14 protein-coding genes and 1 pseudogene are annotated in these 16,470 nt (G+C 63.2%); 10 read left to right on the forward strand and 5 right to left on the reverse strand.

The features are described from left to right. Positions 1-99: pseudogene (locus CH285_RS22140) on the forward strand (IS481 family transposase); the annotation flags it as partial. On the opposite strand, the gene CH285_RS22145 reads toward CH285_RS22140, so the two are convergent. Both CH285_RS22145 and CH285_RS22150 read right to left on the reverse strand, forming a co-directional pair. Beyond that, positions 96-605 carry an O-acetyl-ADP-ribose deacetylase gene (locus tag CH285_RS22145; protein WP_027497701.1) on the reverse strand — a complete coding sequence of 170 codons (510 nt, stop codon included), beginning with the start codon at positions 603-605 and terminating at the stop codon, positions 96-98. The pseudogene CH285_RS22140 and the gene CH285_RS22145 sit on opposite strands and share 4 nt — an antisense overlap. Further along, positions 602-1,528 (reverse strand): ADP-ribosylglycohydrolase family protein, encoded by a 927-nt coding sequence (locus CH285_RS22150; RefSeq protein WP_094643639.1) that lies wholly within the window; start codon positions 1,526-1,528, stop codon positions 602-604. The genes CH285_RS22145 and CH285_RS22150 overlap by 4 nt, the downstream gene beginning before the upstream one ends. A gap of 62 nt (positions 1,529-1,590) precedes the next feature. Between CH285_RS22150 and CH285_RS22155 the strand changes: the two genes are divergently transcribed. From CH285_RS22155 to CH285_RS22190, 8 genes are all read left to right on the forward strand, one after another. Next, the gene (locus CH285_RS22155; protein WP_094643640.1) at positions 1,591-2,265 is read left to right on the forward strand and encodes an NUDIX hydrolase; all 675 of its coding nucleotides are present in this window, start codon (positions 1,591-1,593) and stop codon (positions 2,263-2,265) included. A gap of 48 nt (positions 2,266-2,313) precedes the next feature. Continuing rightward, entirely contained in the window at positions 2,314-3,474 is a 1,161-nt protein-coding gene (locus tag CH285_RS22160; RefSeq protein ID WP_255032348.1) for a hypothetical protein, read from the forward strand. Between the two features lie 91 nt (positions 3,475-3,565). Beyond that, entirely contained in the window at positions 3,566-4,864 is a 1,299-nt protein-coding gene (locus tag CH285_RS22165) for a T3SS (YopN, CesT) and YbjN peptide-binding chaperone 1 (RefSeq protein ID WP_051365202.1), read from the forward strand. Between the two features lie 91 nt (positions 4,865-4,955). After that, positions 4,956-5,975 (forward strand): AurF N-oxygenase family protein, encoded by a 1,020-nt coding sequence (locus tag CH285_RS22170; RefSeq protein ID WP_032364396.1) that lies wholly within the window; start codon positions 4,956-4,958, stop codon positions 5,973-5,975. A 61-nt stretch (positions 5,976-6,036) separates the two neighbouring features. Then, complete coding sequence (locus tag CH285_RS22175; protein ID WP_052054977.1) at positions 6,037-7,635, forward strand: FAD-dependent oxidoreductase; 1,599 nt, start codon at positions 6,037-6,039, stop codon at positions 7,633-7,635. 174 nt (positions 7,636-7,809) lie between these two features. Further along, entirely contained in the window at positions 7,810-8,619 is an 810-nt protein-coding gene (locus CH285_RS22180) for a hypothetical protein (protein WP_094643641.1), read from the forward strand. Positions 8,620-8,709: 90 nt separating this feature from the next. Beyond that, a complete protein-coding gene (locus CH285_RS22185; protein WP_141215032.1) occupies positions 8,710-10,026 on the forward strand; it encodes a DUF2786 domain-containing protein in 1,317 nt (438 codons plus the stop codon). 20 nt (positions 10,027-10,046) lie between these two features. Next, positions 10,047-11,663, forward strand: coding sequence for an AMP-binding protein (locus CH285_RS22190; RefSeq protein WP_094643643.1), 1,617 nt, complete (start codon positions 10,047-10,049; stop codon positions 11,661-11,663). Between the two features lie 9 nt (positions 11,664-11,672). Here CH285_RS22190 and CH285_RS22195 read toward each other — a convergent pair whose 3' ends face one another. The 3 genes from CH285_RS22195 to CH285_RS22205 all read right to left on the reverse strand — a co-directional run bounded on the left by CH285_RS22195 (position 11,673) and on the right by CH285_RS22205 (position 14,735). Then, entirely contained in the window at positions 11,673-13,268 is a 1,596-nt protein-coding gene (locus tag CH285_RS22195) for an ABC-F family ATP-binding cassette domain-containing protein (protein WP_176458636.1), read from the reverse strand. 91 nt (positions 13,269-13,359) lie between these two features. Then, positions 13,360-14,061: an aminoglycoside 3'-phosphotransferase gene (locus CH285_RS22200; protein ID WP_094643644.1), complete on the reverse strand. Its 702-nt coding sequence runs from the start codon at positions 14,059-14,061 to the stop codon at positions 13,360-13,362. After that, entirely contained in the window at positions 14,058-14,735 is a 678-nt protein-coding gene (locus CH285_RS22205) for a SanA/YdcF family protein (RefSeq protein ID WP_094643645.1), read from the reverse strand. The genes CH285_RS22200 and CH285_RS22205 overlap by 4 nt, the downstream gene beginning before the upstream one ends. A 314-nt stretch (positions 14,736-15,049) precedes the next feature. On the opposite strand from CH285_RS22205, the gene CH285_RS22210 reads away from it, so the two are divergent. Beyond that, on the forward strand, positions 15,050-16,423 hold the full coding sequence (locus CH285_RS22210) for a dicarboxylate/amino acid:cation symporter (RefSeq protein ID WP_027497711.1): 1,374 nt from the start codon (positions 15,050-15,052) through the stop codon (positions 16,421-16,423). The last annotated feature ends 47 nt before the right edge of the window (positions 16,424-16,470 follow it).

Below are 16,470 nucleotides of genomic sequence, written 5' to 3' on the forward strand. Positions count from 1 at the left end.
ATCCACCACTACAATCACCACCGACCCCACACAGGCATCGGCGGCAAGTCACCCATCGAGCGACTGACCGTCCACAACGTCCCCGGGAAGAACAGCTAGCCCACCATCCGCCGTGTCAGCTCGGCAGCCTCGCGGGAGTATGCGACGAGCATGACGAGGTCCACGGATGGCCGCGCTGCCTTGACGGCAACGACCTGTTGGGTGATGGCGTCGTGCATCGGCCAACCGTAGGACCCGGCCGAAATGAGCGGAAAGGCGATGGATTTCAGATTCATCGACGCCGCCAGCGCCAGGCTGCGCTGGTAGCACAGGCGCAGTAGTTCGGATCTGTCTTCGTTCTTCGAGTAGCGCGGGCCGACGGTGTGGATCACACAACTGGCGCGCAACCTGCCTGCGGTGGTGGCCACAGCGGCACCGGTGTCGAGGCCGTGGGGCAAGGTGGTGGCCCGCAACGCCTTGCATTCCGCGAGGATCGTGGGGCCTCCGGCCCGATGCAGCGCGCCGTCCACCCCGCCACCGCCGAGGAGTCGGGTGTTGGCCGCATTGACGATCGCGTCTGCGGCCACCTCGGTGATATCACCATGCACTACGTCGATGATCGTCATGCGTCGTCCTTTCTCTCGGCGATCGCGATGGCGATGCGATCGAGGTCGTCGGCGCGCAGCCCCGGGTAGCCGTGGACCAGCTCGCGCCACTGCGTCGGGACCGCCGACGCGCCCCACCGTGCACCGAGAAGTCCGCCCGCGATCGCGGCGGTGGTGTCGGTGTCCCCGCCTGCTCGGACACACAGTTCGAGCGCGGCAGGAAGGGGCAACGATGCATCTGCCGCGCGAAGTATCGCCCACCAGGCCGTCTGGAGCGCGTGCACGACCCAACCGTTCTCCGGGAAGTCGGTCGGCTCGCCCTCCCGAGCGCTGTCCAGCAGCGGCTGCCAGAAGTCCCGGACATCGGGTTCTTCGTGGCGCAGGAAGTCGGCGATACCGTCGTACGTTCCGTGCAGCACCGCGTGCCGGATCGCGTGCGACCACAGTTGACATGCCTGACCGGCACGAGGATCGGAGTGGGTCAGCGCGCTGATCCGCTCCGCAGCAGCCCGGCATCCGGTCACGTCGTCGAGATAGGCCAGCGCGACGGGCGCGGTCCGCATCAACGAGCCGTTTCCACCGGTCCGGCCGGTCAGCGACGCCGCGACCGCGGCCATCTCCGATCCGGTGCTCGCTCTCTGCGACAGCACTTTCCGGGTCTGATTGCCGACGTCGGGAGGATTCACCGCGAACCAGGCGCGGAAGTTCGCTGCCACCTCATCGACGTCTCCGCCGATCTCGAGAGCGCTCGCAACGCACAGTGCCATCGACGTGTCATCGGTCCATTCCCCCGGGGCCCAGTCGAACGCGCCGCCCCCGATCATCGCAATGGCGGTCTCCGGCGTCGGATATCCGAATTCGTACCCCGCTCCCAACGCATCGCCCACTGCAGTGCCGAGCAGCACCCCACGCGCCCGATCCCGCTGGTTGTCGGTCAAGTTCATTCGCTACCCCTTAGATCATTGTTGATCTAACAATAGATCAGACTTGCGCTAAGCTGCAACCCATGACGTGGACGGACCGAGACGGCAAGGCTCTGACCGATTACCCGCGCCCTTCGGTTGCGGTCGATGTCGCGGTCCTGACGGTCCGTGAACAGCAGCTACAGGTCGTTGTCGTGCCCACTGAGCGGGGCCTCGCACTTCCCGGAACGTTTCTGCGCCCGTCGGAAACCCTGACCGAAGCCGCCGAACGCGCACTCGAGTCCAAGGCGAACATCGTCGATCTGCAGTTCCACCAACTCAAGCTCTTCGACGAGCCCGGCCGCGACGACCGCGGTTGGGTGCTGTCGATGGCGCACGGCGCAGCAACACCGAGTCGATCACTGCCTGCCACAGCCGAATCGGTCGCCATCGACGGTGTGGTGCCGAGCTCGACACTGGCGTTCGATCACAGCGAGATGGTCACCGAGGCAGTGTTGGACCTCCGAGCTCGCTACGCGCGAGAGATCGACCCCGCAGGATTCCTGGATTCCACCTTCACGCTCCTCGAACTGCGGTCGCTGTACGAAATCGTCTTCGATCGCGCGTTCTCCAAAGACACGTTTCGCCGCCACGTCATCACCGCGCTCGAGGGAACGAGCACGACGACGACGGCAGGTGGCGGTCGCCCGGCCGAGCTGTACCGCCGGGCACCCGAGGCTGCACTGGCCGCTTCCGCGGACTCGTTCCTTCGCGGCTAGAGGCGTCGCGCGACGAAACCGGACATGCCAGCGGATAAGCTGCGAGCCATGGGATCGAAGCGGCCTGCCAACCGCGGACAGAAACGCGCAGAAAAGACCAAGGCCCGGCAACGGCGTCACCAGCAATCCCGGCCGGCACCGACCGGTGTCGTATCCGAGCGGATCAGCGATCTGATCGACGGTTTCGTCGAGTGGCTCGACGAGAGCGAGATGTCGGAGCAGGCCGAGGCAATCTCACGGTTGGTGTCGTCGACACTGACCCAGTTGTCCGGTGCGCGCCACGGGTTCTCCCCCAGCGCGTGGATTCCCGCCGATGCGCACCTGCTGGTGGATGCTGCAGAACGCATTCTGCAGGAGGAATCGGAGACAGCCGAGGACACGGCAGTGAACCTCGTTCTGACGTCACTGCAGTATTTGACATTCCTCGACGAGACCGATCTGTGGGACGGCAGCCCCGAGGACTACGCACACTGCATGGAAGACCTCTCCGACTTCCTCGAGGGCGACGAGCCCGACATGCTCGACGCAGACGACATCGATCTGCCGAACGTGTCGCTCGACCAGGAGCTTGCGGCCATTTCGGCTCTGCCGCTGTTACCTGCGCTCGATGACATCGTTGCTCGCGTCGCCGACGGACTCGCAGTGTCGGACGACGTCCATCTACGCACCGCCGTCGGCCCGACCCCACTCGACCCCGCCGGACTCACCGAGTCCTCGGACGTTGCAGCCGTCGATTACTGGTCGACGGCCATCGCGACCGAACTGGTCCGGATCGACGGCGACACGGCCAAGCTCGGCGACAACGCCCCGTCTCTGGCCAAGCGTGAGGCGGAGACCGTTCATGAGCTGGTTGCCGAACACGTCCGAGTGCAGCTGTCCGGAGACGCCGACGACCCCGACGTGTCCCGTTCGCTGGCCAACACGTTCGCGGTTCAGACCCTGCTGGCCGCGATGACCGACGAGCTGCCTCTGAACAACGAGGGCGAGGACTACGCCGATTTGGAAGGTGAGGACCTGCGGACGGCGCAGCTGATCGACCACCGGGTTCGATCTCTGATCGAGCAAGGCATTCTCGTGCGAATCGAAGAGGTCCTGGCGGTTCCACATGCGCTGCGTCCCGCTGTTCTGGACGGGGTGGCCGAGGCGCACCCTTTCGGGGCGCTGGACGAGGAGACGCACGGGCCGCTCGAGGACTCGGCGTCGTCGTGAACGCACTCGCGCGCGCCGAGACTCTGTCGGTGCTCGCCGCTAGCGTGACCGACGCCGCGTTATCTCAGCGCGATTCGGGTAAGGAGCCGACATGAGCGATTCACTCGAGTTCGACTTCGACGTCGACTCGGCATGGATGCACTTCCAGCGCCGGCTCGGCGAGTACGTCAGCGCCATGCGCGACGGTGACGCCTTGGTGATCGAGTCTCGATACGACAGCACGGACGGCGTTCCGGACACCGCGGCCTGCGTCCAGTTCTACGCCTGGGATCTCGACATGGTTCGTTGCGAGCTGCCCGCCAACGAGCACCTACACAGTAGTCGCGCCATCACTGACGCTCAGCGAGAAGCACTGAACGCGTTGGGCTTTCGAACGTCTCGGGATTCCGAGCCGACGCCACCACACGTCGACCGCAATCGCTCGTGGTCCGATGATCTGGCGAAGAAGACGGTCGCGGTGTTCCGTGACATCTGGGGCCTGCCACACCCGTCTTTTCTGAGTTCGCGGGCCACCGGACGCTACGACGTGCCGAGCTTCGAGGCCAGCACCGAACCCGTCTCGGCAGTCGTTCCACTGTGCGTGCAGCCGAAAGGGAAGGACCACCTGCAGCAACTCGTCGATCGTGCACTCGAACCCTGGTTCGGCTTTCCGCCCGATCACGACCCCGACGGCGACATCCCTCTGCGATTCGTCAACGGCACCGCATACGTCACGGTCAAATCCACCGAGCCGGTCGTCGAGATCAACTCGACGTTGGTGCACGCGGTCACCGGTCGCACCCGCGCGGCCGAGTTGCTGGTCGATCTCAACGTGCAGCTTCCGGATGTGATGTTGCATCTCGTCCAGGACTGCATTGTGGCCCAGGTACGTGTCAGCGGATCACCGTTCGTGGCCGATCACCTGCTGTGGGCGGTCCGGATGCTCTCGCACGTGTGGGAGCAGGTCGACGACAAGTTCGCCGAGGACTTCGGGGGCAGGCTCGGCGAACCGACCCCTCCGGTCCTCGAAGGTGACGACTTCCCGGACGGTCTGCTCGCGTTGATTGAGCTGATCGCGGATTCGCCCGATGCTGTCGAGCCACGCACCGTCCTCGAGTGCTGCTCTTCGGACCGTGACGTGGTCGTGTCGTATCTCCGCATCAGCGCCGAGCAGGAGGCATCGTGGCGCGGCATGGCGGTAGCCGCGGACCTGGGCGACGAACACTGCGATGTGGACGAGGCGGATCGCGAGGCCGCGAACTGGGGCAGCGCAGTGGCTGCCCTGCGGGAGGTGCTGCGGAGCACCCCCGAACAGGTCACTCCTGTGGTCGATCCGTCGGCGATCCAATTGCAGCTATTCGAGACCGACGAAGTCGCGGAGGTGTCCGACGAGCGTTCGGACGATCAGTAGCGCCATCCGAACAGCAAAGTTTCGACGGGCTTCCCTTTCATGTTAACTGGGGTTACATTAACTCCATGTTCGCATCACGTTTGGAGAAGCCATGACACTGACGACCGGCACCACGTCCGTTTCGGTGGACATCGACGCCACGGATGAGCAGCAGTACAACGAAACACTCACGTTGCTGTCCGAGGGTTCGGTGCACAAACACTTCGATCCTTACGTCGACATCGACTGGGAGTCCGAGAAGTTCGCGGTTCCCGCCAATGATCCCCGCTGGGTACTGCCCGCCAAGACCGACCCTATCGGGGGCCATGACTGGTACAAGTCCCTGCCGCTGGACCGGCAGATCGAGATCGGCATGTGGCGTCAGGCCAATGTCGCCAAGGTCGGCCTGCAGTTCGAGAACATTCTGATCCGCGGCATGATGCAGTACGTATTCTCGCTGCCCAACGGTTCGGCCGAGGCGCGCTACTGCACCCACGAATCCATCGAAGAGTGCAACCACACCCTGATGTTCCAGGAGATGGTCAATCGGGTGGGTTCCGACGCTCCCGGCATGAGTCGACCGATGAAGATGCTCTCGCCGTTCATCCCCCTGTTCGCGACGCTGCTACCCGAATTGTTCTTCGTCGGCGTCCTCGCAGGCGAGGAACCCATCGACCACATCCAGAAGTCGGTGCTCCGCTCCGGCGAAGAGATCCATCCGATCATGCAGAGCGTGATGGCCATTCACGTGGCCGAGGAGGCTCGCCACATCTCCTTCGCGCACCAGCTCCTGCGTCGTCGTGTGCCCAAGATGTCCAAGATCGGACGCTTCCTGCTGTCGCTGGCCTTCCCCGTCACGATGCGCATTCTGTGCGACGTCATCGTCATCCCGCCGAAGAAATTCTGGACGAAGTTCGACATTCCGAAGAGCGTCAAGAAGGACCTCTTCTGGGGAACCGAGCAGTCGCAGCACGCTCTGCAGGACTACTTCGGTGATGTGCGCATGCTGGCCACCGATACCGGAATGATGAACCGGGCGGCTCGCCTGATGTGGAAGCTGTGCGGAATCGACGGCAAGGCATCACGTTTCCGTAGTGAGCCGGACCGCAGCTCCAGCCAGTTCGCCGCATAGCCCTCTCGACACCCCACGCGCCAGTTATCCGTACAGCAGCGCCCGCCGTCAGGAACCCCACATGCCCCACGTCGTCACCCAATCATGTTGCAGCGACGCGTCATGCGTCTACGCGTGCCCCGTCAACTGCATACACCCCACCCCCGACGAGCCGGACTTCCTGACGGCGGAAATGCTGCACATCGACCCGCAGTCGTGTGTCGACTGTGGTGCCTGTGTGTCGGCCTGCCCGGTGGACGCCATCGTTCCCCAGGCCAAACTGACCGAGGCTCAACTTCCGTTCCTGACGATCAACGCCGACTTCTACAAGCAGGAGCGGCCGCCACGGCCGATTCTGGCTCCGGTCACGCCGGCCGCCTCGGTGTCGAGAGATCGCCAACCGCTCCGGGTGGCGATCGTCGGGTCCGGACCGTCAGCGATGTACGCGGCCGACGAGCTGCTCACGCAGCCGGGGGTCAGCGTCGATGTCTACGATCGGCTTCCGCAACCGCACGGTCTGGCACGCCTGGGCGTTGCACCCGACCACCAGAAGACGCGTCAAGTGTCACGGCTGTTCGAAACCATCTCGGCGCAAGAGGGATTCACCTATCACCTCGGCGTCGAGGTAGGAAAAGACGTGACGCACGACGAGTTGATGGACACCCATCACGCCGTGATCTACGCGGTCGGAGCGTCGTCGGATCGCGAACTCGGTATCCCCGGAGCCGAACTGCCCGGGCGCACGTCGGCGACCGACTTCGTCGCCTGGTACAACGGCCATCCCGATCACGCTCACCGCACGTTCGATCTGTCACACGAACGAGCGGTCGTCATCGGCAACGGCAACGTCGCACTCGACGTGGCCCGGATCCTGACCATGGACCCCGACGCACTCGCCGCGACCGACATCGCCCCCCACGCCTTGGAAGCGCTGCGCCACAGTGCCATTCGAGAGGTGATGGTCGTCGGTCGGCGCGGCGTGGCGCAATCCGCATTCACCGTGCCCGAATTCGCGGGACTGCTGACCGTCCCCGATATCGATCTCACCGTCGACCGCAGCGAGCTCGCACTGGATCCGGTGACGGTACGACTGGCCGGCACCAACGACCTGCCTCACGCCGTCGCCCAGAAGCTGCAACTGCTGCGGCACGTCGACGAGTCACCCGAGCACATCGACGGCCGAAAGCGCGTCACGCTGCGCTACCTGCTCTCCCCCACTCGAATCCTGGGCACGGATCGGGTCACCGGGGTCGAGTTCGAGCGCATGGGTCTGACCGCCGACACCGACGATGTGGTGCGCAGTACCGCCACCGGCGAGATCGAAACGATCGACGCCGGCCTCGTCCTCACCTCCATCGGATACCGCGGCGTCGCGCTGCCGGGAATTCCGTTCGATCACGCAGTCGGCATCATCCCCAACCTCGGCGGCCGCGTCCTCGAGGAAGTGGGCGGATCCCCGTCGACCGGTACGTACGTCACCGGGTGGATCAAGAGAGGACCTTCGGGCTTCATCGGCACCAACAAGTCGTGTGCTCAGGAGACCGTCGGACATCTGGTCGACGACTTCAACGCAGGCCGCCTGACCGATCCGATCGATCTGCCGAGCGCATGGACGGCGAGCTCGGGTCGAGGGTCGCTGCGGCGCTCGAAAGACAAATTGCTGGCACTGCGCCGATCCTGACCGCTCGGCTCCGACACCCCACCCGGTCGGGATCAATGCGACTGTCAGTCGTTCTGAGTGCAACAAAGCCACATTCATCCGGTCCGAGCGTGAGGTTGAAGCGACGACCATCGGGGTAGATTGGGGTGTATCGGCCACCGATTCGCGGCGGGCCAACACCTCGAGGAGACCGAGATGCCGGCCCTGCGACGCATCACAGCGACAGCCGCTGTCCCATTTGTCGGAATTGCCATTGCGCTCGCGTGCGCCGCACCGGCGCAGGCTCTGCCCACAGCGGGCGATTTGGCAGATGTGCCGGCGCGGACGTCGATCTCGTACGAACACGTCCCGACGGGTACGTACGTCGGCAGCGCGGAGGACAATTCGGCACGTCCCGGGCTGTCGACGGTCAAGCTCTACATGGCCGACTACGTCGTTCGCTTCGGAGACGGTTCGCCGCGAGATCGCGACCTGGCCGCGCGCATGGTCCAGGCCAGTGACGACGGTGCCGCCTCGGTACTCGACAACAAATATCCCTGGGCCATCGATTCGACGGCAACGGAGTTCGGACTCACCTCTACCTCACGGGGCGGTTTCTGGGGCAGTTCCTACACCAGCACAGCCGACACCGTGCGATTCCTAGCGGCGAAGAAGCGAACAGACCCCGCCAGCCCGGTCCTCGGCTGGATGAACTCCGCCGCACCGGTTGCAGCCGACGGAACCGCGCAGGACTGGGGCACCCAGCAACTACCCGGCGTGACCGGTAGCAAATGGGGATGGGCCGACGACGGATCGAGCGTGGTTGCGTCCGCGTCGATCGGTGACGAATTCGTCGTCGCTTCCAACACGTATGGACCGCGCCGCTCACAGACCGACGACGTCCTGACAGCGCTAGGCGGCGTCGAGTTGACGGCGCCGCCCACTGCTTCTCCTGTACCGAACCTTCCCGTGATTCCCGGCCTGCCGTCGGTGGAAGAATTGCTGCTGATGCTCGCTCCTCGCTGACATGTTCGAATAACTTGTCGGACCCCTCCCCTACTCTGCGATTCACCGAAAAGTTCGGGGACCACACCGGGGGACGTGGAGGGGACGACGATGAGTCGTATCGATCTGGACAGTTTTCAAAATTTTCACCGCACCGGTCAAATCCGGCCGGACGCGGATCCGGTTCGCCTCGTCGAAATGGGCCTTGACTACGCCACTCGAGGGTCAGGTTGGAAGGCGTACGTTCGGCTGGTTGCAGACCGTCTCGCGAAATTCGAGTGCACGCCCGAAGTCGATCCTGCGTACGCCGTATCAGCACGGATACTCGACCACTCTGTCGACAGGTTGTTCGAGATCGGTTGGCAGCCGGCCGAACTCGCGCACGCTACTCGAAAGATGGTCGGGGGCGCGGCCGGGATGCTCGTGGTGGAGGCGATCGCCACCCATGCGGGGCGTTCCGCTGCCCTCACCAACGCACCCGATTCCTGGCGAGAGCAACTGATCGATCTGAAAATCGATTCCACCGCAGGCGTGTCCGTCGAACGCCTCCGAAGGTGGTGTGCGAGGCCTCGGGTCTCCACGTCCGACTCCTGGAACACGGTGTTGACCGTCCTCGGTCATACGACCTCACTGGGTTCACTCGACAAGCTGGTTCCCATTCCATCGCAGTGGTCGTCGGTTCGATCCTCGGCAGCACCGTCGTCGGCCCGCAAGAGCGGCGTCTCGGATCCCAAGATGCTGGGCAAGATCCGGGGGTTACTGGCAAAGGCGGAGTCCACCCAGTTTCCAGCCGAGGCCGAGGCGTTTTCGGCGAAGGCTCAAGATCTCATGACCCGCTATGCCATCGGCCATGCGCTGCTCGAATCTGACAACCCGCGCGGTTCGATCGGCGACGTCACCACCCGCCGCATCTTGGTCGACAGTCCGTACTCGGAGGCCAAGTCTCTTCTCCTGCACAGTGTTTACGAAGCAAATGGTGCCCGAACCCTGTGGTACAAGCGATTCGCTCTGGTCAACATCGTCGGGCTCGAAGTCGATCTGGATTTGTGCGAGCTGCTGTTCACATCGCTACTCGTGCAGTCTTCTCGCGCACTCGACGAACTTGCCGAATCACCGGAAGCCCGAGGTCGCAGCTTCAGGAAATCTTTTCTGATCGCGTACGCCCACCGTATCGGCCAGCGCTTGCTGGAAGCTCGGGAGCGAGCTACAAAGGCGGCGTCGGAGCATCACGGTAGCGCCTTGCTGCCGATCTTGGCCGAGCGCAGCGATGCCGTGAACAAGGCATTCACGGCCATGTATCCGTCGACAACGGAGGTGCGTATCGAGGCACGCGATCATGCGGGTCGACGTGCAGGCCGTGCCGCCGCCGAACGCGCCGACCTTACCGGTGGGCGCGAACGTATCGACAAATCAGATCTGGCCTCGTAGTGCGCGCTACATTGGCTGGCATGACCGGTCTGGATACTCCGCTGACACCACTTCGCTTTCTCGAACGCGCTGCGGAGGTTCATCCCCACAAGATCGCCGTGGAGGATGGTCCGCGCACCTTCACCTACGAGCAGTTCGCCGCCGCCGTCACCCGGCTCGCGCATGCACTGCGCGCGTCGGGGGTCGGCCACGGCGATCGGGTGGCCTACATGGCGTCGAACTCGGCAGAGCTACTGTTCGCGCATTACGCGGTGCCACTGGCCGGTGCCGTTCTGGTCGCGATCAACACCAGGCTCTCGCCGGACGAAGTTCGGTACATCTGCGATCACTCCGGTTCGGTTCTGTTGGTGGGTGATTCGGCACTGCTGGCCGGTCTCGGAACAGATCCCATCGCAGATTCGGTCACCGAGATCGTCGAGACCCCCTCGGTGGACGGCACGTACGACAGGCTGCCGCACACCACGCGATACGACGCGTTCCTCGAACGGGGCACGGACGAACCGATGGATTGGGAGGTCGACGACGAGACGTCGACCATCACGATCAACTACACCTCGGGCACCACCGGTCGACCCAAGGGCGTGATGTACACCCACCGCGGTGCTTACCTCAATTCCCTGGGAGAACTTCACCACCAGGGATTCGGGGTCGACACCCGCTATCTGTGGACTCTGCCGATGTTCCACTGCAACGGGTGGTGCACCACGTGGGCGGTCACGGCCGCGTCCGGCACCCACGTGTGCCTTCGCGGAGTGCGCGGCGACGCCATCTGGTCGGCCATCGACAACGGCGTCGATCACCTTGCCGGTGCGCCGACCGTGTTGACCACTCTCGCCACTGCTGCACAGGCACATTCACTCGATCGACCGTTGACCATCGTCACTGCGGGAGCTCCTCCGAGCCCGACGATCATCGCCAAGATTCGAGCATTGGGAGCAACGCTCGTACACGTCTACGGCCTCACCGAAACCTACGGTCCGTATTCGGTGTGCGAGGCGAAGCAGGAATGGCTCGAACTGGACGCCGACGAACAGGCCCGTCGCTTGGCTCGACAAGGAGTCGGCATGCTCACCGCAGACCGTCTGCGCGTGGTCCGCGACAAGCCTGGCCCCGGTGGGGTTTTGATCGATGTCGAACCCGACGGCACCGAAATGGGTGAGATCGTCATGCGCGGCAACAACGTCATGAAGGGGTACTACAACGACACGGCCGGAACGACACAGGCTTTCGCGGGCGGCTGGTTCCATTCCGGTGACCTCGGGGTGATGCATCCCGACGGCTACGTTCAGCTACTCGATCGCGCCAAGGACGTCGTCATCTCCGGCGGCGAGAACATCTCCACCATCGAGGTGGAACAGGCACTAGCGAGCCATCCTGCCGTCGCGGATGTTGCGGTCATCGGGGTGCCCGAGGACAAATGGGGAGAGCGGCCGAAGGCGTTCGTGGTGCTGGTGGCCGGCGTGGACGTCTCGGAAGCCAAGCTCGTGGCGCACGTGAAATCGGCCATCGCGTCGTACAAGGCTCCGCGCAACGTCGAGTTCATTGTCGAGCTGCCGAAGACATCGACGGGCAAGATCAGAAAGAAGGAATTGCGCGACGCCGAGTGGGGCACGTCCGCGTCCAAGATCAACGGATAGCAACTCTGGTCACGCCATCTGCACACCGGCGATTTCGGTGACGCCGCCCTTGCCGTCGAACGACAGCTGCCGAAATGCCACCTTCTCGACGAAGAACCTGTCGTGGCTCACCAGAATCACCGCGCCGGGAAAGGCCATCAGCGCACGTTCGAGCACCTGGGTGCTCTGTAGGTCGAGGTGGTTGGTGGGCTCGTCGAGCACGATGACGCCTGCGCCGAACAACAGGCACTGCGCCAATGCAACTCGTGCCTTCTGCCCTCCGGACAGCACGCCGATCTTCGATTTCAGATCCATCTCGGAGAACTGCAGCAACGTGAGAAAGCGGTGGACTTCTTTCTTCGTCGCCGTCAGAGCGAGACTGCCCGGCATCGCGTTGACCGAGTGCGAGACAGTGTCGTCGAGATCGAGATCGGCGAGCACCTGGTTGTAATAGATGAAGGACGGTGCCTTGGTCTTCCATTTGATCTTGCCACTGTCGGGTTGCTCGGCACCGACGAGGATGTCGACCAGCGTGGTCTTTCCGCATCCATTGGGCCCAGTGATGGCGATACGGTCACCGCGGTGCACGGTGAACGAGATGTTCTCGAAGAGTCGTTGCTCGCCATAGCTTTTCGCGATTCCCGTGATCTCCGCGAGGTTGTCGTGCACATGCAAACCGCCGTAGATTGCGGTGACCACCGTGTCGACCGGGCGGGGGCTCTTGCTCTTCTTGATGTTCGCCAGTCGACGTTTGAGCACTCCGCTGGGGTTCTTCACTGCTTCCTTACGATCACCGATCGCTTCTTGCTCGTAGGCCAGCAGCTGCTGTTCGTTGCTGAACTCACGTTCGAGGTTCTTGAGTCGAAACTGCTTCTGCTGCACGTATTCCGAGTAACTACCGTCATAGGTCTGCAGGTGATGGTTCTCGATTTCGACGATGCTGGTGACGACCTGCTCGAGGAATGCGCGGTCGTGCGAGACAACGAGTAGCGCACCGCGGAAGTCTCGTAGCCAGCGTTCGAGCCACGCGATTCCGGCAACATCGAGGAAGTTCGTCGGCTCGTCGAGGAGCAGGACGTCCGGGGCCTCGATGAGGATCTTGGCCAACGCCGCGCGGTTGCGCCAACCACCGGACAGTCGATCGACGGGGAGCTCCCGTCGTTCGGCGTTGAATCCGAGCATCGACAACACGGTGTCGATCTGTTGGTGGTAGGTCCAACCGCCACTGTTCTCCATGGCGTCGAGCAGTTCGGCTTGACGATCGACGAGCTTGTACATCTGCTTCTCGTCCAGGTCACCGCCCAATGCGGCCTCGACCTCGGCCAACTCGGTCTCGATTGCGTGGACGGCACCGAAGAGAGATTCGAGCTCCGCTCGAATGCTGCGATCGCCGTCCAGTTCGGAGAACTGCGAGAAGTAGCCGATGCGAGCACCCTCGGTGACGTCGACAGTGCCCGAATCCGGGGTCTTTCGGCCGAGAAGAAGCTGCAGCAGAGTGGTCTTGCCTGTGCCGTTACGGCCGATCAGACCGATGCGATCGCCGTCGGCGAGGCGGAAGAACACCTCACGCAACATCACCTTCTGGTCGTATCCCTTGGCAACGTCGTTCAAGCGAATCCAACTCAAGCGTCCACTCCTGTAAAACACGGGGTTCGCTGAGTCGTCGAACCGACTCGCTCACTGTAGTCGCGTCGGTGCGAACGCTCCGCGTCGCCGATCAGGTCGACTCCCACAACCACAAGTAGTAATCGAGCCGTTCACGGTCGAGGTCTATGCCGTACGCATCCAAGAATGCATCGCAGTAGCTCCGGCCGAAGTTGTACTCGGTACTCCAGATTGCCGGTGCCAGGTCTGCCCAACGATCGGCGACGCCCATGCTGCCCATGTCCACGTGCGCTGCGCAGGATCCGTCGGCGGCGATCAGGGTGTTCGGCATGCAGGCGTCGCCGTGACACACGACCAGTCGATCGACCGACGGAGATTTCACCGGCAACTCGCGAGAGCCGATACGAGAGACCACCGACCAGTCGAACGGGCACTGCGCGACGGGGACTGCATCGTGAAACGCGCGAAGGCCGGTTGCCGCCGCTCGGACCGCGGTGGCCGGGTCCTCCATCCAGCGATCGGCGACGGCGTTCTCCCACGGCAGAGCCTCAGTCATCATCCAGGACCCGGTAGCGTCCGAACCGGTTTCGAGGACTTTCGGAACCGGGGTGTACCGAATTACCCAGTCCAGACGACACCGCTCGTCTTCCAGGTCGATCGAGCTTTCGACCGGCGTCCACTTGACGTAGCGCGCCTGGCCGAGGCGGAATGTCATGCCTCCCAGCACATTCGACCACACAGGTTCGATTCCGTCGTACCCTGCCAACTCTCGTACGACGGTCGGGACCGCGATATCGCCGTCGGGCACGCTCATTTGCCGGTGATTGTCGCAAGTGAATCGTTCGGCGGGGACACAACGACTGGATCGCGTCCGGACCACAGATCGAGAACTGCTTTGGGGCGTGCCAACAACTCTCGTGCGTAGTTCCGCACAACAGCGAGCGTGTTGCAGTCGATGCAATCGGCGGTCACGCCGTCGACCTCCAGATCCATGTCCTCGCACAGCGCCACGGCGCGCGAGACGTGAAGGGGTTGACTGATGATGAGTCCACGTTCGACGCCGAACGTCTCTTTCGCGCGGGCGCACGTGTCGTAGGTATCGATGCCGTGATCGTCTCCGATGATGACGTCAGGGTCGATTCCATGCTCGATCAGGTACTCGGTCATAGCCTGAATCTCGTTGCCGGACTTGCCGTCTGCATCACCGGAGACAAGGATTGCCTTGATCTTTCCTGCCTCCATCAACTGAATGGCGGTGTCGAGCCGACCGGCGAGAAAGCGCATCGGTTTGCCGTCGCGCACCTGGGCACCGAGAACGATCCCTACTGGCGCGTCCGGTGCGTCGTCGACGTCGTAGACCTGGCCCGCCGTCGCGTACGCAACCCATCCGGCCGATGCCAGAACGACCGCGACCAGCGCTGCGACAACAGCGCACATCGCTTGTAGTAGTCGCCGAACCAGTCCTCGAGGCTTTGCTGTCGTACTCATGATCTCGTTTCGTCGGCTGCGGAAAACTCAACGTAGCTCACGAAATCGGCGAACCGTCGATCGCGCAGCGCACCCTCATCGATTCCACAGTGAACCCTCAGAAGAACCCTGCCCGTCGCGGCGATTGTCGGACGAGTACCGTCTTACCAGTGAATCCGCTGCTGACCTCTCGACGCTACGTCGACTTGCGTCTGCAAGCCAGCGCTACCTGTTGACGGTCCTCTAGACCGCAACCTCTCCGTCGGGCACATCGTCCCGATGAGCACTTTCTCGCCCACCTCTGTCGGCGTCTCTTCTTTTCGAAAGGCATAACCATGTCTGCGCCCAGCGCTACCCGTACGCGCCGTGTCCCTACCTGGGCAACCGCGTTCGGTCCACAAATCGTTGCCGGTCTCGTACTCGGTGTCGTGTTCGGGCTGATCGCTCGATCGATGCCCGACGCGGCCGACGGCAACGAAAACTGGTTGGTCGGTACCCTCTCGACCATCGGTTCGAGCTACGTCAAGCTGCTCACCGTCGCGGTCATTCCGCTGGTCTTCACGGCCATCGTCAGTTCCATCGCCAATCTTCGTGAAGTCACGAACGCTGCACGTCTGGCAATCCAGACGCTGTGGTGGTTCGCCATCACGGCGTTCATCGCGGTGATCATCGGCATCGTCATCGGTCTGGTCGCCCAGCCCGGATCGCGGACCAGCGCTGGGGCGGACTCGGCAGGAGATCCGTCCAGCGTCGGATCCTGGTGGTCGTTCCTCACCGGTTTGGTGCCGAACAACTTCCTCGCGCTCGGTGCGAAGACCACGGTTGCCGAGAGCGGTACCGCGACCACGTCGTTGAGCTTTAACATCCTGCAGTTGCTGGTGATCGCCGCTGCCATCGGTATCGCTGCACTCAAGGTCGGCAAGAAGGCCGAGCCCTTCCTCGCGTTCAACGCCTCGTTGCTGGCCATTGTCCAGAAGGTGCTGTGGTGGATCATTCGCCTCGCGCCGATCGGCACTGCTGCTCTGATCGGCAATGCTGTGGCCACCTACGGCTGGGACGCCATCGGTTCGCTCGGAGTGTTCACCGTCTCGATCTACGTCGGCCTGGCTGTTGTGTTCTTCGTGGTGTACCCGTTGATCGTTCGCGCTCATGGTCTTTCGGTGCGCGCCTTCTACTCGGGCGTGTGGCCCGCGACCCAGCTCGGTTTCGTCTCGCGATCGTCGATCGGCACTCTGCCTCTCACCGAGCGCGTCACCGAACGCAACCTGGGCGTGCCGCGTGAGTACGCCTCGTTTGCGGTACCGCTCGGGGCGACGACGAAGATGGACGGTTGCGCGGCAATCTATCCCGCCATCGCAGCACTGTTCGTCGCGCAGTTCTACGGTATCGACCTGACCATCACCGACTACCTGCTGATCATCGTCGTGTCTGTGATCGGTTCAGCGGCAACAGCAGGAACGACAGGCGCGACGGTGATGCTGACTCTTACGTTGTCGACCTTGGGCCTGCCTCTCGCCGGCGTCGGCCTGCTGCTCGCAGTGGAACCGATCGTCGACATGGGCCGTACCGCGGTCAATGTCACCGGCCAGGCTCTGGTGCCGACCATCGTCGCCAAGCGGGAAGGCATCTTGAATCTCGAGCGCTACAACGCTCCGCGCAACGGCGATCCCTTCGTCGACGAGGAAGCCGAAGTGGAACTGGCTCGCTAGCAGCACGTTTCGACCGATCGATCCCGACGACCGAGCAACTGGGTCGT

This window comes from Rhodococcus sp. 05-2256-B1 (assembly GCF_002258465.1).
GTDB classification, from domain to species: domain Bacteria; phylum Actinomycetota; class Actinomycetes; order Mycobacteriales; family Mycobacteriaceae; genus Rhodococcoides; species Rhodococcoides fascians.